Below are 19,969 nucleotides of genomic sequence, written 5' to 3' on the forward strand. Positions count from 1 at the left end.
CCGCCTGGCCGGCGCGGGCCACGACACCCCCAAGACGCAATCGCAGAACCATACGGAGAAGGGACGCGAGAATGACCACACCAGCCGACATCGTGAAGCTGATCAAGGACGAGGAAGTCGCCTATGTCGATCTGCGCTTCACCGACCCGCGCGGCAAGATGCAGCACGTGACCGCGCTGGCCGACATCGTCGACGAGGACTGGTTCGCCGAGGGCTGGATGTTCGACGGCTCGTCGATCGCCGGCTGGAAGTCGATCGACCAGTCGGACATGAAGCTGATGCCCGACGCCGCCAGCGCCTATATCGACCCGTTCTACGCCGAGAAGACGCTCGCGCTGTTCTGCAACGTCGTCGAGCCCGACACCGGCGAGATGTATGACCGCGACCCGCGCGCGACCTCGATCAAGGCCGAGCGGTATCTCAAGGAGACCGGGATCGGCGACGTGTCCTACTGGGGCCCCGAGGCCGAGTTCTTCCTGTTCGACGACGTGCGCTTCCAGGTCGCGATCAACAAGGTGAGCTACCAGGTCGACGCCCAGGACGCCTCGTGGAACTCGGACACCGAGTACGAGATGGGCAACATGGGCCACCGCCCCGGCCTCAAGGGCGGCTACTTCCCGGTGAACCCGACCGATGCCGGGCAGGACATCCGCTCGGAAATGCTCTCGACCATGAAGCGCATCGGCATGAAGGTGGACAAGCACCACCACGAGGTGGCGTCCTGCCAGCACGAACTGGGCATCATCTTCGGCACGCTGACCGAGCAGGCCGACGCGCTGCAGAAGTACAAGTACGTGATCCACAACGTGGCGCACGCCTACGGCAAGACCGCGACCTTCATGCCGAAGCCCATCAAGGGTGACAACGGCACCGGCATGCACGTCAACCAGTCGATCTGGAAGGATGGCAAGCCGCTGTTCGCAGGCGACCAGTATGCCGACCTCTCGGAGGAGGCGCTGTGGTACATCGGCGGCGTGCTGAAGCACGCCAAGGCGCTCAACGCCTTCACCAACCCGGGCACCAACAGCTACAAGCGGCTGATCCCGGGCTTCGAGGCGCCGGTGCTGCTGGCCTACTCGGCCCGCAACCGCTCGGCCTCGGTCCGCATCCCCTGGACGGAGAGCCCCAAGGCCAAGCGCGTCGAGACCCGCTTCCCCGACCCCTCGGCCAACCCCTACCTCGCCATGGCGGCGCTTCTGATGGCCGGCCTCGACGGCATCCAGAACAAGATCCACCCTGGCGAGGCGGCGGACAAGGACCTCTACGACCTGCCGCCCGAGGAGCTTGCCGGCATCCCGACCGTATGCGGCAGCCTTCGCGAGGCGCTGGAAAGCCTCGAGGCCGACCACGAGTTCCTGCTTAAGGGCAACGTGTTCACCCGCGACCAGATCGAGGGCTACATGGAGCTCAAGTGGCAGGAGGTCTACGCCTACGAGCACACGCCGCACCCGATCGAGTATCAGATGTACTATTCCTGCTGACCGCAGGACGCGCCGCAAGACGACAGCACAGGGCCCCTTCGGGGGCCCTGAACTTTTGCTGGCGGCGCGCTCTTGACGCGCCAGTGCTGCGGCGTCCAACTCGTCCCGTGCGCGGGCGATGCGCGGGAACTAGAAGGCGGCAGGAGACAGCCATGGAGACCGGCGCCAAGCGGAACATGCGCGACGTCGACCAGGTTCACTGGTGGTTCGTCGCGCGCCGCCGGATCCTTGCCGCAGTGCTGGCGCGCGTCGCGGGCGCGGCGCCGGCTGATGTCGTCGAGGTGGGCTGCGGCGCGGGGGGGAACCTTGCGATGCTGGCCCGCTTCGGCCCGCTGCACGCCTCAGAGATCGACCCAGCGCTGCGTGACGAGGCGATCCGCCGCTCGGGTGTCGAGGTGCGGGATGGCGCACTCCCGGACGGGCTGCCCTTCGCAGCGGGAAAATTCGGCCTCGTCGCCGCGCTCGACGTGGTTGAGCATGTCGAGGCGGACGCCGCCTCGGTCGGAGCCATGGCGGCCCTGCTTGCGCCGGGCGGTCACCTGGTCGTCACGGTTCCCGCCTATCGCTGGCTCTGGTCCGAGCATGACGTGACACACGAGCACAAGCGCCGCTACACGATCGGCGAGGTCGAGGCGCTGATGCGGCGCGCCGGGCTCGAGATCGCGCGCTCGACCTATTTCAACACACTGCTCTTTCCCGCGATCGCGGCTGCGCGGCTGGTGGGCAACGCCCTCGGCCGGTCCGGCGCGAATGATGCGGCGCTTCCGCCGGCGACGGTCAACGCGGTGCTGGGCGCGATCTTCGCCGCCGAGCGGTGGCTTCTGCCATGGGTGTCGTTGCCGTTCGGGGTCTCGGTGCTCTGCATCGGCCGCCGGCCTGTCCGTGAGCCCAGGGTGACATGATGGCCGGGCGACGCGACATCGCGTTCATCGACCCCGCCCGCAGCGCGGCTGCTCCGCTCGCGGAAATGCTTGCCCTTAACGAACGCCACAAGACCCAAACCTCGCCACTCGACGCGGCACGGCTGGCCGCGCTTCTCGACGCCTCGAGCCTCGCGCGCGCGACGCCCGATGGTGCTGCCTTCCTGATCGCCTTCGACGAGGGGTCGGACTACGACAGCCCGAACTTCCTGTGGTTCCGCAACCGCCTTGAGCGGTTCCTCTATGTCGACCGGATCGTGGTGGCCGAAAGCCTGCGCGGCCGCGGGATCGCGCGCGCACTCTACGGCGAGGCCTTCGCGGCGGCGGCCCTGGCGGGGCGCGACCGGGTCGTGTGCGAGGTGAACCTGGTGCCGCCCAATCGCGGCTCGGACGCCTTTCACGCCGCGCTGGGATTTGCGGAGGTGGGGCGCGGCGCGCCCGCACCGGGCAAGGTCGTGCGCTATCTGGCGCGCGAGGTCGCGAAACGGGAGACCACGTCATGACCCACGCCCCCGCCGATCTGGTGGCCCCCTCGCTGGCAGATTTCGACCGGCTTGCGCGCGCGGCCTTCGAGGCCATGCCGGTCGCCTTCCGCGCGCGCTGCACCGACCTCGTGATCCGGGTCGAGGACCTTGCCGACGAGGAGACGCTGGACGAGATGGGCATCGAGGACCCCTTCGAGCTGACCGGGCTCTATCGCGGGATCGCGCTGACCGAGAAGTCGCTCGCCGACGTGCCCACCGGGCCCGACGAGGTGGTGCTCTACCGCCGCGCGATCCTCGACGAATGGGCCGAGCGGGGCGACGTGAGCCTCGGCGCGCTGGTCGCGCATGTGCTGGTGCACGAGATCGGCCACCATTTCGGATTGTCGGACGACGACATCGCCCGCATCGACCCGTGGTGGGAGTGAGCGCGCCTCAGCGCGTGCCCAGCGAGGCCCCGAGATCGGCCGCCTTCAGCGTCAGCGCATAGTCGACGATCCGGTCGAGTTCCTGCTGCGTCAGCTCGACCGGGTGAATGGGCGACGGGCGCTCGGGCGTGAAGGGCTCGGTCACGCCGGGGATCTGGGTGAAGGCGGGGTGGGGGCGCAGCGCATAGAAGCCGCGCATCTTGGCCTCGAACTCGGGATGGCCGCGCATGGCCGGGAAGGAGGGGGTCGAGCCGATTCCCCCCATTCGGTTGCGCGCGTCGATCACGTGGCAGCGGCCGCAGTGGAAGAGCGCGAGCTTTTCGCCCGACGCGGGATCGGCCAGCCCCGCGCGGTGCAGTCCCGTGGCCGCCACCAGCGCCAACGCCGCCATGCCTGCAACTCCCGGACGTCGCATCCCGCGTCCTCCCGCCGTTCGCACGGCAGGCTAGGCCGGGGCGCGGCGCGCCGCAACCCGCCCGCGCGTGGCCGCAACCTCGCGCGATCGTGCGGCAGTGCAACATGCGCGCGGTTGCCCGCGGCGCCGCGAGGGGCGATGCTCGCCGCCGGTAGGCTTCGGGCGGAGGTGCGGGAATGGCGGCAGTTCACGGCACGCGGCGGATCAACCTCGCGCTTCAGGGCGGGGGCGCGCATGGAGCGTTCACCTGGGGCGCGCTCGACCGGCTGCTCGAGGAGGAGCGGCTCGAGATCGAGGGGATCTCGGGCACATCCGCCGGCGCGATGAACGCGGCGATGCTCAAGACCGGCCTGCTCGGCGGCGACCCGAAGGGCGCGGGCGGGCGCGAAGGGGCACGGGCACAGCTCGACCGATTCTGGGGCGAGGTCCGGCGGCAGGCACGGCGCAACGCGCACCCGATGGTCGAGTGGCTCGCGGTCTTCTCGCCCGAAGCGGCCGACCGGCTGCACGACGCGATGCGCGCCCCGCTCGACCACGCGCGGGAGACGCTCAGCCGCTCGCTGTCGCCCTATCAGTGGAATCCGCTCAACATCAATCCGCTGGGCGACCTGCTGCGCGAGATGACCTGCTTCGAGCGGATCTGCCGGGGTTGCTTCCCGCATCTGTTCGTGTCCGCGACCAATGTGCGCACGGGCCGCATCAAGGTTTTCCGCGAGGCCGAGCTTTCGGTCGAGGTGTTTCTCGCCTCGGCCTGCCTGCCCTTCCTGTTCCAGGCGGTCGAAGTTGCGGGCGAGCACTATTGGGACGGCGGCTACATGGGGAATCCCGCACTGTTTCCGCTGTTCTACGAAACCGGGACCGACGATATCCTGATCGTGCACGTCAATCCCATCGAGCGCCCGGACGTGCCAAGGTCTGCGCCGGACATCCTCAACCGGATCAACGAGATATCATTCAATTCCTCGCTTCTGCGCGAGCTTCGGGTGGTTGCCTTCGTTGGGCGCCTGATCGAGGAGGGCAGGATCTCGAACACCGAGATGAAATCGATCCGCATCCATGCCGTCCGCGACGACGCGACGATGCGCTCGCTCGGCGTGGCGACCAAGCTCAGCCCGACGCCGCGGCTGCTCGACGACCTCAAGGCGGCCGGGCGCGCGGCGGCCGACGCCTTCCTGCGCGCGCATTGGGACAGCATCGGGCGGCGGGGAACGGTGGACATCCGCGCAATGCTGGACTGATGCGCGGCGCGCGCGCCGCGGCGGCTTGCGCGCGATGACGGGCTGGGCGATGACTGGGGCGCACATCCCGCCACCCCGGCCGCGCCCCGATGATCACGATCCTCGCCCTCTGCACCGGCAACGCGTCGCGCTCGATTCTGGCCGAGGCCATCCTGAACCGCGATGGCGGGGGGCGCGTGCGAGCCTTCTCGGCCGGATCGAACCCGGCCGGGGTGGTGGCGCGCGCAACGCTCGACTGCCTCGCCGCGCGCGGTCTGCCGGTTGGCGGGCTGCGCTCGAAGGGCTGGGCCGAGTTCGCGGGCCCCGGCGCGCCGCCGCTCGACATCGTGCTGACGCTGTGTCCGGCCGTGGCGGCCGAACTGCCGCCGACCTGGCCCGGCCGGCCGGTCGCGGTCGACTGGCCGATGGACGAGCCGCTGGCCGCGACGCCGGGCGAGCGCGCGCTGGCCTTCGCGCTGGCCTATCACCGCCTTTCGGCGCGCATCAACGCGGCGCTGGCCCTGCCCCTCGAGCGGCTCGCACGCGACGAACTGGCCGAGCGGCTGGGCGCCATCGGGCGCGGCTGAGCGGCCGGCGCCGTTCGGCGGATTGCGCCGGGCCGCGGCACGTGACAGGGTGCGGCGCACACTCACGGGAGCCGCGATGATCCCCGACGACAGCCTGTTCGACATGGGCCCGCCGCCGCCCTTCCCCGCGCGATTCAACATGGCGCGCCATGTGCTCGGCGCCGCCGGGCGGACCCCCGACAAGCTTGCGCTGAGGGTGCTGGGCGACGCCACCGGCGCGGTGGCCGAGGCCTGGAGCTACGCCGATCTCGACCGCGCGATCCGCGCGACCGCGGCCGGGCTGCGCGCGGCCGGCCTTTCGCGCGGCGATCGGGTGGCGCTCAGGGTGGGGAATCTCTCGGATTTCCCGATCCTGTTCTTCGGCACGATCGCGGCGGGGGGCGTGGCGGTGCCCACGTCCTCGCAGCTCACGGCGGGCGAGTTCGACGCGCTTCTGGGCGACATGCGGCCGCGCTTCGCCGCCGTCTCGGACGACCTCGCCGTCCGGCTGCCCGAGGGGGTGACGCCGCTGCCGCCGCCGGCATGGGACGAACTGCGCGCGACGCCGCCGGGCGACATCGAGGACACCGGCGCCGACGACCCCGCCTTCATGATCTACACCTCGGGCACCTCGGGCAAGCCGCGGGGCGTGCTGCACGCGCAGCGTTCGGCCCATGCCCGGCGGATGATGTGGCAGGGCTGGTACGGGCTGTCGGAGGCCGACACCGTGCTCCATGCCGGGGCCTTCAACTGGACCTACACGCTGGGCGCGGGCCTGACTGACCCCTGGGCGGCGGGGGCCTCGACGCTGATCTATGCCGGGCCGCGGGATGCCCATGTCTGGCCGCGGCTGGCGCGTGCGCATGGCGCCAGCATCTTCGCGGCGGTGCCGGGCGTCTACCGCCAGATGCTGCGCGGCGCCGGGGGGCTGGGCGGGGACTTCGCGGGCCTGCGCCATGGCCTCACGGCGGGCGAGCGGATGCCCGAGGCGGTGGCGGCCGAATGGCGCGCGGCGACGGGCAAGCCGCTCTACGAGGCGCTGGGGATGTCCGAGGTCTCGACCTACATCTCGTCCTCGCCCTCGGCGCCGCCGCGCCCGGGCGCCTCGGGCCGGCCGCAGGACGGGCGCCGGGTCGCGATCCTGGCCGAGGACGGGGCGGGCGACGCGCCGGTCGCGGTCGGCGAGCCGGGGCTGCTCGCGGTCTCGCGCCGCGACCCGGGACTGATGCTGGGCTACTGGAACGACCCGGCCGCCACGGCGGCGGCGATGCGGGGCGAGTGGTTCCTGACCGGCGACCGCGCCGCGATGGACGCGGATGGCTACATCACCTATCTGGGCCGCGCCGACGAAGTGATGAACGCGCTGGGCTACCGCGTCGCGCCGCAGGAGGTCGAGGAGGCCATCGCCCGGCACCCCGGCGTCGCCGACGTGGCGGTGGCCGAGCTGCCGGTGCGCGCGGACCTCGCGCTGATCGCGGCCTTCGTCGTGCCGAGGGGCCACTGGCCTGGCGACGAGGCGCTGGCGGCGCACGCGGCCGCGACGCTCGCGCCCTACAAGGCCCCGAAGCTGTGGATCGCGGTGGAGAGCCTGCCCCGCAGCCCGAACGGCAAGCTGCAGCGCCGCGCGCTGGTGGCTGCACACCGGCGCGACCGGACCTGAGCGCGCGGCGGATCACAGACCCGATCACGGAATCGTGCGCCCCTTTCGCGGCGAGGGCCAGGCGATTACCTTGGAGCCATGATTCAGCTCGACATCATCTCGGACCCGGTCTGCCCGTGGTGCTACATCGGCAAGGTGCGGCTCGACCGCGCGCTGGCGGCGGCACGTTCGAATCCCTTCCGCATCGTCTGGCGCATGTTCCGCCTCAACCCGGACATGCCGGCCGAGGGGATGGACCGCCGCGCCTATCTCGACGCGAAGTTCGGCGGTCCCGCCGGCACGGCCCGCGTCTACGGCGCGGTCGACGCCGCCGGGCGGGCCGAGGGGATCGACTGGGACCTCGACCGGATCGGCCGGGCGCCACAGACGCTGGACGCCCACCGCCTGATCCGCTGGGCCGCCGCCGAGGGCGCCGAGCAGCGCGTGGCCGACGCGATCTTCCGGGCCTATTTCCATGACGGCCAGGACATCTCGGACCACGACACGCTGGTGCAGATCGGCGCGTCCTGCGGCATGGACGCCGCGATCCTGCGCCACCTGCTGGCCGGAGACGCGGATCGCGCCGAACTGGAAGCCGAGGAAGCCGAGGCGCGGCAGATGGGCGTGACCGGCGTGCCCTGCTTCGTCATCGGCGGACGCCACGTGGTGCAGGGAGCGCAGGAGAGCGACACCTGGGGCCGGATCATCGCCGAGCTCGCCGCCCTCGATGCAAGGATGACGGAGGCCGCACGATGAAGATGCTCGTCGACACCCTCGACCAGGCCAGCAACGACCCGCTGGTCTGGGGCGCCGTGGGGCTGATCGCGCTGCACGGCATCGGCGCGACGGTGAAGTGGCTTCGCTGCCCCTATCTGTGCCGGACCGCCCAGATCACGCGCGACGAGGCCGAGGCGCGCCTGCGCAACCCTTTCATAGCCGGGCCGCGGTTCTTCGTGGTCATGCTGATGGGTATCGCGGCCCTGGTCGCGGGCCTCGTGCTGATCGACGCGGGCCGGATTCCCAACTATGCCCTGCTGCTGGTGATCGCAGGGGTCTTCGTCGTCCAGATCGAGCCAGCGCGGCTCAGGGTCAGCGAGGCCGTGGCGCGCGTCGTCGCGAGCGAGGCCGCGACCCCCGAGCAGATGACGATCGCGCACAAGCGGCTGCGCGACAGCCACCTGTGGTTCGTGGCGCTCAACTTCGTGCTGGTCATCGCCATGGTCGCGGGCCTCGCCGCCTTCTGACATCGCACCGCCCTGCCCCGCGGCGCGGTGGCGTCAGGCCGCGGGCAGCCGGTCGCGGCCGTGCGGGCTGTCGAGGTCGAGTTCCGGCCCCATCGGCACGATGCCCGTCGGGTTCACGCTGGCATGGCTGGCGTAGTAGTGGAACTTGATGTGGTCCATCCGCACCGTGCCGCAGATGCCGGGATGCTGCCAGAGATCGCGCAGATAGCCCGACAGGGCAGGATAATCGGCGATCCTGCGGATGTTGCACTTGAAGTGGCCGACATAGACCGCATCGAAGCGGATCAGCGTGGTGAACAGCCGCCAGTCGGCCTCGGTCAGCCGCTCGCCCGCGAGATAGCGGCGCGTGGCAAGTCGCGCATCGAGCGCGTCGAGCGTCTCGAACAGCGCCGACACCGCCTCGTCATAGGCGCCTTGCGTGGTCGCGAACCCGGCCTTGTAGACGCCGTTGTTGACCGTGTCGTAGATCCGTTCGTTGAGCTGGTCGATCTCGCCGCGCAGGGCCTCGGGGTAGAAGTCGAGCCGGTTGCCGGTGATCCCGTCGAAGGCCGAATTGAACATGCGGATGATCTCGGACGATTCGTTCGAGACGATCGTGGCGCGCTCGCGGTCCCATAGCACCGGCACGGTCACACGCCCCGACGCGGTGGGGTTCGCCGCCAGGTAGACGTCGCGCAGGAACCGCTTGCCCATCAGCGTGTCGCCCGTCGCGCCGTCGAAATCGGTGGCGAAGGTCCAGCCGTCCGCCTTCATCAGCGGGTGGACGACCGAGAAGCCGACATGCGCCTCGAGGTCCTTGAGCCGGCGGAAGATCAGGGTCCGGTGCGCCCACGGGCAGGCATGGCTGACATAGAGGTGATAGCGCCCGCTTTCCGCCGCGAAGCCGCCCTCGCCCGAGGGGCCGGGCGCGCCGTCGGGCGTCACCCAGTTTCGAAACTTCGCCGTGTCGCGCACGAAGCGGCCGCCCGACTTGCCGGTATCGTACCACTGGTCGCGCCATTCTCCTTCGACGAGCAGTCCCATCCTCCGTCTCCCTCCTGCCGCGCGATCCCGGTGCCGCCTGCCATCCACCTAGTCACGCCGCCGGCGTGGTGAACCCCGACGCCGGAAAAAGACCGTTGCGCGCCCGGCAATTCCCCGTCGATCCTGCGCGCCAGTCGAAGGGCCGGAAGGGGGAAGGCGATGCGCGCCTCGAAGATCATCCATGTCGTCTCGGCCCATGCCGAGGGCGAGGTCGGCGATGTCATCGTCGGCGGCGTGGCCCCGCCGCCGGGCGCGACGCTTTGGGAACAGTCGCGCTGGATCGCCCGCGACGGGCGCTTGCGCGCCTTCGTCCTGAACGAGCCGCGCGGCGGCGTGTTCCGCCATGTCAATCTGCTGGTACCGCCAAAGGACCCGCGGGCGGACGCGGCCTTCATCATCATGGAGCCCGAGGACACGCCACCGATGTCGGGCTCGAACTCGATCTGCGTGGCGACGGTGGTGCTGGAAACGGGCCTCGTTCCGATGACCGAGCCCGAGACGGTGCTGCATCTGGAAGCACCCGCGGGGCTGGTCGAGATCCGCGCCGCGTGCCGCGACGGCCGCGTCGAGCGGATCACGCTGCGCAACGTGCCGTCCTTCGCCGACCGCCTTGACGCGGCGCTCGAGGTCCCGGGCCTCGGGACGCTGACGGTGGACACGGCCTATGGCGGCGACAGCTTCGTGATCGCGGACGCGCGCGTGCTGGGCTTTTCGCTAGCGCCCGACGAGGCGCGCGAGCTGGCCGAGACCGGCATCCGCATCACCGCGGCGGCGAACGAGCAGCTTGGCTTCCGTCATCCCGAGAACCCCGAATGGGACCACATCTCGTTCTGCCAGATCACGCTCCCGGTCGAGACCGTCGATGGCGTCAGGACGGGTCGCAATACCGTGGCGATCCAGCCCGGCAAGCTCGACCGCTCGCCCACCGGCACTGGCTGCTCGGCGCGCATGGCAGTCCTGCACGCGCGTGGCGGGCTTGCCTTGGGCGAGGCGTTCCGCGGCGTCTCGATCCTCGGCTCGGAGTTCCATTGCCGCATCGAAGGGACGACGACCGTCGCGGGCAAGCCTGCGATCCTGCCCTCGGTCTCCGGGCGGGCCTGGGTGACCGGCATCCACCAGCACATGCTGGACCCCGCAGACCCGTGGCCCGCGGGCTACAGGCTTTCGGATACATGGCCGAGGATCGGAGCGGCCGGGCGTCAGGCCCGATAGTCCGCGATCGTCGCGGCGACATCTATCATCGGCTGGCGGTCTACCCTGATGAACCCCCTGCCGGGCCGGTCGAGATCGTGGATCAGCAGGATGACCGCGGCAATCATCAGCGCCATGAGCCCCGTCGACACCCTCAGCCCATGTCCCTCGACGCGGTTCGCATATCCGGTGAACCCGAACGAGACGGCGCCGATCAGGTAGATCGCGAGATAGACGACGGCCGGGATATGGGAAAAATGCGCCGCGAGCCGGGCGGTCTGGAGATCGAACATCACGTTCAGCGCGGCGATATAGGCCCCCGTCGGAACCGGGCGGTCGTCGACTTCCGCGACCGCGATCGCCTGCCGCCAAAGGCTTTCCTGCAGCGCGCCGGAGCGCGCGACCTGCTCCGCCAGATCGCTTCGCCTTGGTGTCGGGCGCGAGATCTCGACTCGCAGCGCGACATAGTCGCGAAGGAGCGCGAGGCTTTCGGCGGCATGCGGCTCGGGCAGCAGACGCGCGCGGAGCGCGGCGGTCGAGATGGCGTTCGCCTCTTCGATCGCAGACGCGCGGCGCGCCTCGTGCCGGGTCAGCGCCATGGCGAAGGTGAAGGCGATCATCAGGCCAAGCATGCCAAGGACCGCGGAATGCAGCGTTGCCACGCTCGGCACGGCTGGTCCTCCGGCCGTCGTCCGGCGACTGCAGAGCCGGCCGACGAAGGCGCCGGCAATGAAGACAACGACACTGGCAAGGTAGATCAGCCAAAGGGGCAGATCGATGAATTCGACCATGGATGTCACGCTCCAAAGGGCGTGGGAGACCTTCCCGTTGCGACCGTCGGGCGGCATCAAATCCGCCGCACCGGGTAAAACGCTAGATTACCTGTCGGTTCGGCGCCAGCGGACGCGTGAAGCGCGCTGGCGCGGGCAAGTAAAAAAACTCCATGTCAAGACGTGATCTCCCGTCACATTTGTGCATAGATCGTGACCGGCGGCGCTATCCTGTGCCGCCACTTCAGACATGGGAGGACGACATGGTCGGTTCCGACAACCGGACTCGCACATCCGCCGCCACTCCCGGGCGTGATGCAAAGACGCTCGACAGACGCAGGTCCAAGACCGAGACAACGGATGGGCGGGCTGTGCACGCCTGTCCGGCGCACCGATGGGTCGAGGAGCGCCGCGCCAACCGCGCGGCACAACCGGCGCCGCGACTTCCCGCTTTCGTCGCAAGCTGACGCGAGGCGGGCCCCGGCGCCCCGGCGCGCCTGGCGGACGTCTTTGAAGACCTTGAGAAAGGCGGCGGTCACGCCGCCTTTTTTGCGTCCGCCACGATCTTGGCGAGGTCGCGCGCGATGTTGTGGGCGCCCTTGACGCGATCGGCCTCCTCGCTCCAGTCGCGGCGGATGATCAGCTTGTTGTCCCTGATCTTGGCGAGCCCCCGCTCGGCCTGGAGGAAGGCCACCAGGCCCGCCGGGTCGGCGAAGCGGTCGTCGCGGAACTGGAGGGTCGCCCCCTTCGGCCCCGCGTCGAGCCGTGCGATGCCCGCGCGCCGGCACAGCGTCTTGACGCGCACCACGCGCAGCAGCGTCTCGACCTCGGCGGGCGGCTTGCCGAAGCGGTCGTGCAACTCGGCTGCGAAGCCCTCCATCTCGGCCCGGCTCTCGAGGTTCGAGAGGCGGCGGTAAAGCCCCAGCCGCACGTCGAGATCGGGCACGTAGTCGTCGGGGATCAGCACCGGGACGCCAAGGTTGATCGTGGGCGCCCAGGTCTCGCCGGCATCGACCGGCGCGCCCGCCTCGCCCGAGCGGATGCGGGCGATCGCCTCCTCCAGCATGTCCTGGTAGAGCTCGAAGCCGACCTCGCGGATATGGCCCGACTGCTCCTCGCCCAGCAGGTTACCCGCGCCGCGGATGTCGAGGTCGTGGCTCGCTAGCGTGAAGCCCGCGCCCAGCGTGTCGAGGCTCGAGAGCACCTTGAGGCGTCGTTCCGCCTGCGGCGTGATCGGCTTGCGCGGCTCGGTGGTGAAGTAGGCGTAGGCGCGCAGCTTGGCGCGCCCGACCCGGCCACGGATCTGGTAGAGCTGGGCAAGACCGAACATGTCGGCGCGGCTCACGATCAGCGTGTTGGCGCGCGGAATGTCGAGGCCCGACTCGACGATGGTGGTGGACAGGAGCACATCGGCCTTGCCGTCGTAGAAGGCGTTCATCCGCTCGTCCAGCTCGCCCGCCGCCATCTGGCCGTGGGCGGTGATGACCTTCACCTCCGGCACCTCGTCGCGCAGGAAGCCCTCGGCGTCGGGCAGGTCGGCGATGCGGGGGACGACGAAGAAGGACTGGCCGCCGCGATAGTGCTCGCGCAGCAGGGCCTCGCGCACGGTGACGGTGTCGAAGGGCGAGATGTAGGTGCGCACGGCGAGGCGATCGACCGGGGGTGTCGCGATGACGGAAAGCTCGCGCACCCCGGACATGGCCAGTTGCAGCGTGCGCGGGATCGGTGTCGCGGTCATCGTCAGCACATGGACGTCCGAGCGCAGTTCCTTCAACCGCTCCTTGTGGGCGACGCCGAAATGCTGCTCCTCGTCGATGATGAGGAGCCCGAGATTGCAGAACTTCACGCCCTTCGCCAGCAGCGCGTGGGTGCCGACGACGATGGCGACCTCGCCCGACTCGAGGCCCTTGCGGGTTTCGGCCGCCTCCTTCGCGCCGACGAAGCGCGAGAGCTGGCGCACGCGAAGCCCGGTGCCATGGAAGCGCTCGGCGAACTCGCGGGCGTGCTGGCGGGCGAGCAGCGTGGTGGGCGCGATCAGCGCCACCTGCATGCCGCTCGCGGCGGCGACATAGGCCGCGCGCAGCGCAACCTCGGTCTTGCCGAAGCCAACGTCGCCGCAGATCAGGCGGTCCATCGGCCGGCCGCGGCCAAGATCGGCGATCACGTCCTCGATGGCGCGCAGCTGGTCGTCGGTCTCCTGATAGGGGAAGCCCGCCGCGAACCGGGCATAGCCGCCATGCTCGGGCTCGAGCCGCTCGGCGGTCCTGAGCGCGCGCTCGGCGGCGACGCGGATGAGCTTCTCCGCCATCTCGCGGATGCGCTCCTTCATCCGCGCTTTCCGCGCCTGCCACGCCCCGCCGCCGAGGCGGTCGAGCTCGCCCGCCTCCTGCCCGTAGCGGCTGAGCAGTTCGATGTTCTCGACAGGCAGGTAGAGCTTCGAGCCGCCGGCGTATTCGAGCGCGAGGCATTCATGCGGCGCGCCCATCGCCGTGATGGTCTCGAGCCCCAGATAGCGGCCGACGCCGTGGTCGAGATGGACCACGAGATCGCCGGGCGTCAGGCTCTGCGCCTCGGTCAGGAAGTTCTCGGCCCGCCGCGCGCGGCGCGGGCGGCGCACCAGGCGGTCGCCCAGCACGTCCTGTTCCGAGATGACGGTGGCCGAGGGGGTCACGAAGCCCTGCTCGAGCCCCCAGACCATCAGGTTCAGCCCCGGCTTCACCTCGCGCCAGTCGGCTACCAGCGCCGCGTCCTTGAGGCCGTGATCCTCCAGCAGCCCGCGCAGCCGGTCGCGCGCGCCCTCGGAATAGCTGGCGACCACCACGGGACCCGAACGCATCCGGTCGCGCACATGCTCGGCCAGCACGCGGAACAGGTTGACGCCCTCCTGCTGGCGCTCGGCCGCGAAGGATCGGCCCGGCCGGCCGCCCGCGTCGATGACGCCGGGGCCGGTCGGCAGGCGATGCGGGCTGAAGATGCGCACCGGCCGGGGCGCGAGCGCGGCCTGCCACGCCGCGTCGTCGAGATAGAGAAGCTCGGGCGGGCATGGTCGGTAGGGGCTCTCGCCCCGTGGCGCGCTCTCGCCCGTCTCGACGCGGGCCTGATGGTGGTCGCGGACCATCGCGAGGCGCGCGGCGAAGGCCTCGCCCACCTGGTGGTCGAGCGTGACGGGCGCGCCGGGCAGGTAGTCGAAAAGCGTCTCCACCCGCTCGTGGAACAGCGCCACCCAGTGCTCCATGCCCTGGTGCTTGCGCCCCTCCGACACCGCCGTGTAGAGCGGGTCGTCGAGCCGCGGCGCGCCGAAGAGCTCGCGGTAGCGGGTGCGGAAGCGCTGGATCGAGGGCTCGTCCAGCACGATCTCGGCGGCCGGAGCCAGCTCGACGCGCTTGATCTTCTCGACCGTGCGCTGGGTCTCGGTGTCGAAGCGGCGCGCGCTTTCCAGCACGTCGCCGAAGAAGTCGAGCCGCACCGGGTATTCCGCCCCCGGCGGGAAGATGTCGATGATGCCGCCGCGCACGGCGAAGTCGCCATGCTCCATCACCGTGGACGCCCGGTTGAAGCCCATGCGGGCAAGCCAGGCCACCAGTCCCTCGACATCGACGCGGCGGCCCACGCCGGCGGTGAAGCTCGAGGCCGCCACCGTCTCGCGCGGGGGCACCTTCTGGCTCGCCGCACTCAGCGTCGCGATCACCACCGAGGGCGCGTCCCAGCCATGCGCCAGCGCCGCAAGCGTGGCCATCCGCGCGGCCAGGATCTCGGGGTTGGGCGAGACGCGGTCATAGGGCAGGCAGTCCCATGCCGGGAAGCTCAGCACGGCCATTCCGGGGGCGGTCAGCGCCAGCGCCTCGGCCATCGCGGCGGCGCGCGCATCGTCGCGGGCGACGTGAATGACCGGCCCCTTCGCGCGGGCGACGAGGTCCGCCACCAGCCGCGCGTCATGTCCCTCGGGCGCGCCGCCAATGGTGACGGCGCCCGGGGCGAGTTCCCCGTGCGTGCTCATGGCGCGGCAGGTAACGCGAAGCCCGCGACGCCGCAAGGGGGACGGCCGGGGTGAATCAATCCTCACATCGCGGCGAGCGCGATTCGGCCAGAATGCGCGGACAAGCCGACCGACCATCGCAGAGGAGACCTTCGAGATGCCCGCCGGATGCAGGACCGACACGCGACGCGGGTCCGCGCCCACCGAACTGCCCCGTCCGCTGTCGGACGACCTGCCGCTGCCCGCGCCCACCCGGCGCCGGCGCGGCGCTCCGCCCGTCATCGTCGCGCCCATCGGGCCGATGCGCGGCCGGAGGAGGGGCATCCTCGTCGCCGCCTGCTGCCTCGTCGCGGCCGCCCTGCTTGCCCTGCCGGCGCTGGCGCAGGGCTGCCGGCCCGAGGCACGGGCCGCGGGCGAAGGCATCCGCCTGTCCGGCGCCGGCGGCGTCGAGCGCGTCCGGCTGGAGATCGGCTATCGCCGAGGTGGCGAGGCCGGCGCGCGGTCGTCGCGCACCTGGTATCAGGTGATCTCGGCGCCCGTTCCGGCAGACGGACTGATCGACTACCGCCCGCCCGCGGCCGACACCATCGTCAGCGCCACGGTCATCGAGGCGCGCGGACCCGCCTGCAACTGACAGGCGGACGGGAGGGAGCCGCCACGGCTCCGGCGCGGGACCTCCGGGGGGATCAGGGTCCCGCGCCGTCTTCCCTCGCTGCGCGGGCGCTGCCGCAGCCACTGGGGCTCAGAGCACAAGCTCCTCCACCCCCAGCGGCGCGAAGCCCGGCGCCACATGGGCTTCGTCGGCCTCGGCCAGCGTGGCCGGCTGCCAGTTCGGCGCATTGTCCTTGTCGATGATGACCGCGCGCACGCCCTCGTAGAAATCGGGCTGGGTCATGCAGAACCGCGCGAGGCGGTATTCCAGCCGCATGCAGTCCTCGAAGTCGAGGCCCGCGCCCTCGCGGATCTGGCGATGGGCGATGCGGGTGCAGGTGGGGGACTTCGCGCGGATCGCGGCGGCCTGCGCCGTGGCCCATTCGCCGCCCTCGGCGTCGAGCGCGGACAGGATCGTCTCGACGCTTTCGCCGGCGAAGCAGCGGTCGATGGCGGGACGGGCATCCGCGATCGGGGTCTCGCCCGGCGCGGGGCGGGCGAGGGTGCCGATCGCGGGGTCCACCGCTCCGAACGAACCTGCGCCGGGCGCCACGCGCGACAGCGCCTCGATCAGCGCCGCGTGGTCGGCGCTGGGCACGTATCGGTCGCACACTCCCGCCGCGACTGCATCGGCCGTGCGGAAGCGCGCCCCGGTCAGCCCCGCGAACATCCCCGTCCGGCCCGGCATCCGCGGCAGGAAGTAAGTGCCGCCGACGTCGGGGAAAAGGCCGATCCCGGTCTCAGGCATCGCGAACAGCGTCCGGTCCCCCGCCACGCGCCGCGCGCCGTGGATCGAGACGCCGACACCGCCTCCCATCACGATCCCGTCCATCAGCGCGACATAGGGCTTGGGGTAGCGCCTGATCAGCGTGTTGAGCCGGTATTCATCGGCATAGAAGCCGAAATTCGCGCGCCCCCGCTCGCCGCCCGGGCGGCCCGCGTCATAGAGCGCCCGGATGTCGCCGCCCGCGCAGAAGGCCTTGTCGCCCGCCCCGCGGATCGCGATGGCGGCGATGGCGACGTCCTCGCGCCACGCCAGAAGCTGGCGCTCGAGCCTGAGCGCCATGTCGTGCGTCAGCGCATTCAGCGCCTGCGGGCGGTTGAGCGTGACAAGGCCGAGGCTGCCGCGCGTCTCGAACTGGATGTCTGCGTCGCTCATGCCCCTTGCCGCCCCCTCGGACCCCGTGTCAGTTTGCGGCCAAACAAATAGGAGAAACGCCCGCCATGCTGCAACCCGCACCCTTCCCCGCCGCCCGGCCGCGGCGGCTGCGACAGGCCCCGTGGATCAGGGCGATGGTGGCGGAGAACGTGCTGACGCCCGCCGATTTCATCTGGCCCTGCTTCGTGATCGAGGGCGAGGACCGGGCCGAGCCCATCGCCTCGATGCCCGGCGTCGAGCGCCTTTCCATCGACCGGCTGGTGGCGAAGGCCGCCGAGGCGCGCGACCTCGGCATCCCCGCCATCGCGATCTTTCCCTACACCGACCCCGCGCGGAAGACGCCGGGAGCCGAGGAGGCGTGGAACCCGGAGAACCTGGTGTGCCGCGCCACCCGCGCGGTCAAGGCCGAGGTGCCGGGGCTGGGCGTGATGCTGGACGTGGCGCTCGACCCCTACAACTCGGACGGCCATGACGGGATCGTGCGCGGCGGCGAGATCGTCAACGACGAGACGCTCATGGCGCTCGAGCGCCAGACGCTGGCGCAGGCCGAAGCCGGGGCGGACATCCTGGGCCCCTCGGACATGATGGACGGGCGGGTCGGCGTGATGCGCCGCGCGCTCGAGGAGCACGAGTTCCAGAACGTCACCATCATGACCTACGCGGCCAAATATGCCTCGGCCTTCTACGGCCCCTTCCGCGACGCGGTCGGCTCGGGCGGGGCACTCAAGGGCGACAAGAAGACCTACCAGATGGACCCCGCCAACACCGACGAGGCGCTTCGCGAGGTCGCCATGGACCTGGCCGAGGGCGCCGACATGGTGATGGTCAAGCCGGGGATGCCCTATCTCGACATCTGCCAGCGCGTGGCGGCCGAGTTCCGGGTGCCGACCTTCGCCTACCAGGTGTCGGGCGAATACGCGATGCTGAAGGGCGCCATGCTGAACGGCTGGCTCGACCCGCGGGTGGGAATGCTGGAAAGCCTGATGGCCTTCAAGCGGGCCGGCTGCTCGGGCGTGCTGACATATTTCGCGATGGAGGCGGCGCGCGCGCTCAGGGGCTGATCGCCGCGGCCGGGTGGCCGTCTCGCCGGTCCTTCCCTATCTCAGCCTGACAGGTTGAACGGAGGACACCCGATGATCCGCGCGCTTGCGCTCTTGCTCCTCATGGCATTTCCGGCCGCTGCCCAGACCTTCGATACCTCGGCGGGCCGGGTCGAGGTCACGCGGATGGCGGGCGGTCTCGACACGCCATGGGCGGTGGCCTTCCTGCCGGGCGGGGCCTCCTGATCACCGAGCGCGACGGGAAGCTCTTGCACTTCGACGGGGAATGGCAGCGGCGCGACGTGGCGGGCGTACCGCAGGTCTACGCCTCGGGCCAGGGCGGGCTGCTCGACCTGGTGGCGGCGCGCGACTTCGCCGCGACGCGCGAGATCTTCCTCACCTATGCCGAACCCGCCGATGGCGGCGCCCGCACCGCGGTGGCGGTGGCACGGCTGTCGGAGGATGCGCGGACGCTTGATGACCTGCGCGTGATCTTCCGCATGTCGCCCACCGTTCCGGGCGGGCGCCACTTCGGCAGCCGCGTGGTCGAGAACGCCGATGGCACGATCTTCGTGACACTGGGCGAGCGCGGGCAGGCCGATCTGGCGCAGGACGTGAGCACGCACATGGGCAAGGTCGTGCGCCTCAACCGCGACGGCTCGCTGCCCGACGGCAATCCCGATTTCGGGGTGGGCGCGGCGCCGGGGCTCTGGTCGATCGGCCACCGCAACCCGCAGGGCGCGGCGCTCGACGCGGATGGGCGGCTCTGGACCGTGGCCCACGGCGCGCGCGGGGGCGACGAGATCAACCGCCCCGAGGCGGGGAAGAACTATGGCTGGCCGGTGATCTCCTACGGCCGGGCCTATTCCGGCCTGACCATCGGCGAGGGCACGCACAAGCAGGGGATGGAGCAGCCGGTCACCTACTGGGACCCCTCGATCGCGCCCTCGGGCATGGCGATCCTGTCGGGGCGGATGTTCCCCGAATGGGAGGGAGACATCTTCGTGGGCTCGCTCAAGGACGACTATGTCTCGCGCCTCGACCGCGAGAGCGACCGGATCGTGGCCGAGGAGGGGCTCTTCCGCGGCACCTTCGCCCGCATCCGCGACGTGCGCGAGGGGCCCGACGGCGCGCTGTGGTTCCTCAGCGAAGGCGACGGCGCGCTCTACCGGGTCACGCCCGCCGAGTGAGACCGAACACCTCGCGGGCCGCTCGCGCCCGGCACGCTGGCATTCGCGCCGCGGTTGAGGCAGAGTCCCCGTCGGGGGCGCGAGGCGCGGGGGCACATTCGATCAAGTCGGAGGACCCGATGACTCTCAGACGTTTCATTATCGAGCGTGACATTCCCAAGGTCGGCAGCCTCGATCGCGGCGAACTCAAGGGCGCCGCCGCCAAGTCGAACGAGGCGCTGTCCCAACTCGCACCGAAGGTGCAGTGGCAGCACAGCTACGTCGCCGACGACAAGACATTCTGCGTCTACCTGGCCGAGAGCGAGGACGCGATCCACAAGCACGCCGAATTGAGCGGCTTCCCCGCCTCGAAGATCACGCCCATCGGCAAGGTGATCGACCCGACCACCGCGTCGGGCTGACGCGCGGCGGTCGGGGCGCACCCGTCACCACCGCGTCGGCAGGTATCCCCCGACTCGCCAAGGGCGGGCCAGGGTGCTGTCGGCGTGGAAGACGAGCGGCCCGCCGATCCGGGCAGGGTCGTGCACGCGCGCGCCCCGCGGCGCTCTCGCCTCTTGCGGGGTGGGGCCGGGCGCCG

General features: G+C 70.7%; 19 protein-coding genes and 1 pseudogene. 15 read left to right on the forward strand and 5 right to left on the reverse strand.

From position 1 onward, the window contains the following. Nucleotides 1-71: 71 nt before the first annotated feature. The 4 genes from glnA (at nt 72) to M1105_RS00720 (ending at nt 3,311) form a co-directional block, all read left to right on the forward strand. Nucleotides 72-1,481 carry a type I glutamate--ammonia ligase gene (gene glnA, locus M1105_RS00705; RefSeq protein ID WP_249578423.1) on the forward strand — a complete coding sequence of 470 codons (1,410 nt, stop codon included), beginning with the start codon at nt 72-74 and terminating at the stop codon, nt 1,479-1,481. A 152-nt stretch (nt 1,482-1,633) separates the two neighbouring features. Then, complete coding sequence (locus M1105_RS00710) at nt 1,634-2,383, forward strand: class I SAM-dependent methyltransferase (RefSeq protein WP_249578424.1); 750 nt, start codon at nt 1,634-1,636, stop codon at nt 2,381-2,383. Next, nucleotides 2,383-2,904 carry a GNAT family N-acetyltransferase gene (locus tag M1105_RS00715; RefSeq protein WP_249578425.1) on the forward strand — a complete coding sequence of 174 codons (522 nt, stop codon included), beginning with the start codon at nt 2,383-2,385 and terminating at the stop codon, nt 2,902-2,904. Before M1105_RS00710 ends, M1105_RS00715 begins: the two co-directional genes overlap by 1 nt. Next, nucleotides 2,901-3,311 (forward strand): metallopeptidase family protein, encoded by a 411-nt coding sequence (locus tag M1105_RS00720; RefSeq protein ID WP_249578426.1) that lies wholly within the window; start codon nt 2,901-2,903, stop codon nt 3,309-3,311. Before M1105_RS00715 ends, M1105_RS00720 begins: the two co-directional genes overlap by 4 nt. 7 nt (nt 3,312-3,318) lie before the next feature. On the opposite strand, the gene M1105_RS00725 is transcribed toward M1105_RS00720, so the two are convergent. Next, the gene (locus tag M1105_RS00725) at nt 3,319-3,726 is read right to left on the reverse strand and encodes a hypothetical protein (RefSeq protein ID WP_249578427.1); all 408 of its coding nucleotides are present in this window, start codon (nt 3,724-3,726) and stop codon (nt 3,319-3,321) included. A gap of 176 nt (nt 3,727-3,902) precedes the next feature. On the opposite strand from M1105_RS00725, the gene M1105_RS00730 reads away from it, so the two are divergent. The 5 genes from M1105_RS00730 (at nt 3,903) to M1105_RS00750 (ending at nt 8,392) form a co-directional block, all read left to right on the forward strand. Continuing rightward, nucleotides 3,903-4,964, forward strand: coding sequence for a patatin-like phospholipase family protein (locus M1105_RS00730; protein WP_249578428.1), 1,062 nt, complete (start codon nt 3,903-3,905; stop codon nt 4,962-4,964). Nucleotides 4,965-5,053: 89 nt separating this feature from the next. Continuing rightward, nucleotides 5,054-5,530, forward strand: coding sequence for an arsenate reductase/protein-tyrosine-phosphatase family protein (locus M1105_RS00735; protein WP_249578429.1), 477 nt, complete (start codon nt 5,054-5,056; stop codon nt 5,528-5,530). Between the two features lie 76 nt (nt 5,531-5,606). Beyond that, nucleotides 5,607-7,169, forward strand: coding sequence for a class I adenylate-forming enzyme family protein (locus tag M1105_RS00740; RefSeq protein ID WP_249578430.1), 1,563 nt, complete (start codon nt 5,607-5,609; stop codon nt 7,167-7,169). Nucleotides 7,170-7,247: 78 nt separating this feature from the next. Beyond that, a complete protein-coding gene (locus tag M1105_RS00745; RefSeq protein WP_249578431.1) occupies nt 7,248-7,904 on the forward strand; it encodes a DsbA family oxidoreductase in 657 nt (218 codons plus the stop codon). Next, complete coding sequence (locus M1105_RS00750; RefSeq protein ID WP_249578432.1) at nt 7,901-8,392, forward strand: hypothetical protein; 492 nt, start codon at nt 7,901-7,903, stop codon at nt 8,390-8,392. Before M1105_RS00745 ends, M1105_RS00750 begins: the two co-directional genes overlap by 4 nt. Nucleotides 8,393-8,425: 33 nt before the next feature. On the opposite strand, the gene M1105_RS00755 is transcribed toward M1105_RS00750, so the two are convergent. Further along, nucleotides 8,426-9,415, reverse strand: coding sequence for a glutathione S-transferase family protein (locus M1105_RS00755; protein ID WP_249578433.1), 990 nt, complete (start codon nt 9,413-9,415; stop codon nt 8,426-8,428). Nucleotides 9,416-9,574: 159 nt separating this feature from the next. Between M1105_RS00755 and M1105_RS00760 the strand changes: the two genes are divergently transcribed. After that, nucleotides 9,575-10,627, forward strand: a complete 1,053-nt coding sequence (locus tag M1105_RS00760) for a trans-3-hydroxy-L-proline dehydratase (protein ID WP_249578434.1) — start codon at nt 9,575-9,577, stop codon at nt 10,625-10,627. On the opposite strand, the gene M1105_RS00765 is transcribed toward M1105_RS00760, so the two are convergent. Next, the gene (locus tag M1105_RS00765) at nt 10,615-11,397 is read right to left on the reverse strand and encodes a bestrophin-like domain (protein ID WP_249578435.1); all 783 of its coding nucleotides are present in this window, start codon (nt 11,395-11,397) and stop codon (nt 10,615-10,617) included. The genes M1105_RS00760 and M1105_RS00765 overlap by 13 nt on opposite strands. Here M1105_RS00765 and M1105_RS00770 point away from each other — a divergent pair. Next, on the forward strand, nt 11,384-11,563 hold the full coding sequence (locus tag M1105_RS00770; RefSeq protein WP_249578436.1) for a hypothetical protein: 180 nt from the start codon (nt 11,384-11,386) through the stop codon (nt 11,561-11,563). The two genes, M1105_RS00765 and M1105_RS00770, sit on opposite strands and share 14 nt — an antisense overlap. A gap of 348 nt (nt 11,564-11,911) precedes the next feature. On the opposite strand, the gene mfd is transcribed toward M1105_RS00770, so the two are convergent. After that, complete coding sequence (gene mfd, locus M1105_RS00775; RefSeq protein ID WP_249578437.1) at nt 11,912-15,373, reverse strand: transcription-repair coupling factor; 3,462 nt, start codon at nt 15,371-15,373, stop codon at nt 11,912-11,914. A 136-nt stretch (nt 15,374-15,509) separates the two neighbouring features. Here mfd and M1105_RS00780 point away from each other — a divergent pair, with 136 nt between their 5' ends. Continuing rightward, nucleotides 15,510-15,986, forward strand: a complete 477-nt coding sequence (locus M1105_RS00780) for a hypothetical protein (protein WP_249578438.1) — start codon at nt 15,510-15,512, stop codon at nt 15,984-15,986. Nucleotides 15,987-16,094: 108 nt separating this feature from the next. Here the strand turns inward: M1105_RS00780 and M1105_RS00785 are convergent, their stop codons facing one another. Then, nucleotides 16,095-17,162, reverse strand: coding sequence for an enoyl-CoA hydratase/isomerase family protein (locus M1105_RS00785; protein ID WP_249578439.1), 1,068 nt, complete (start codon nt 17,160-17,162; stop codon nt 16,095-16,097). 65 nt (nt 17,163-17,227) lie between these two features. Between M1105_RS00785 and hemB the strand changes: the two genes are divergently transcribed. From hemB to M1105_RS00800, 3 genes and pseudogenes are all read left to right on the forward strand, one after another. Beyond that, nucleotides 17,228-18,223: a porphobilinogen synthase gene (gene hemB / locus M1105_RS00790; RefSeq protein WP_249578440.1), complete on the forward strand. Its 996-nt coding sequence runs from the start codon at nt 17,228-17,230 to the stop codon at nt 18,221-18,223. Nucleotides 18,224-18,295: 72 nt separating this feature from the next. After that, nucleotides 18,296-19,392: pseudogene (locus M1105_RS00795) on the forward strand (PQQ-dependent sugar dehydrogenase). Between the two features lie 119 nt (nt 19,393-19,511). Next, on the forward strand, nt 19,512-19,793 hold the full coding sequence (locus tag M1105_RS00800; protein WP_249578441.1) for a DUF4242 domain-containing protein: 282 nt from the start codon (nt 19,512-19,514) through the stop codon (nt 19,791-19,793). The last annotated feature ends 176 nt before the right edge of the window (nt 19,794-19,969 follow it).

The organism is Thermohalobaculum sediminis, from assembly GCF_023487995.1.
Lineage (GTDB): Bacteria > Pseudomonadota > Alphaproteobacteria > Rhodobacterales > Rhodobacteraceae > Thermohalobaculum > Thermohalobaculum sediminis.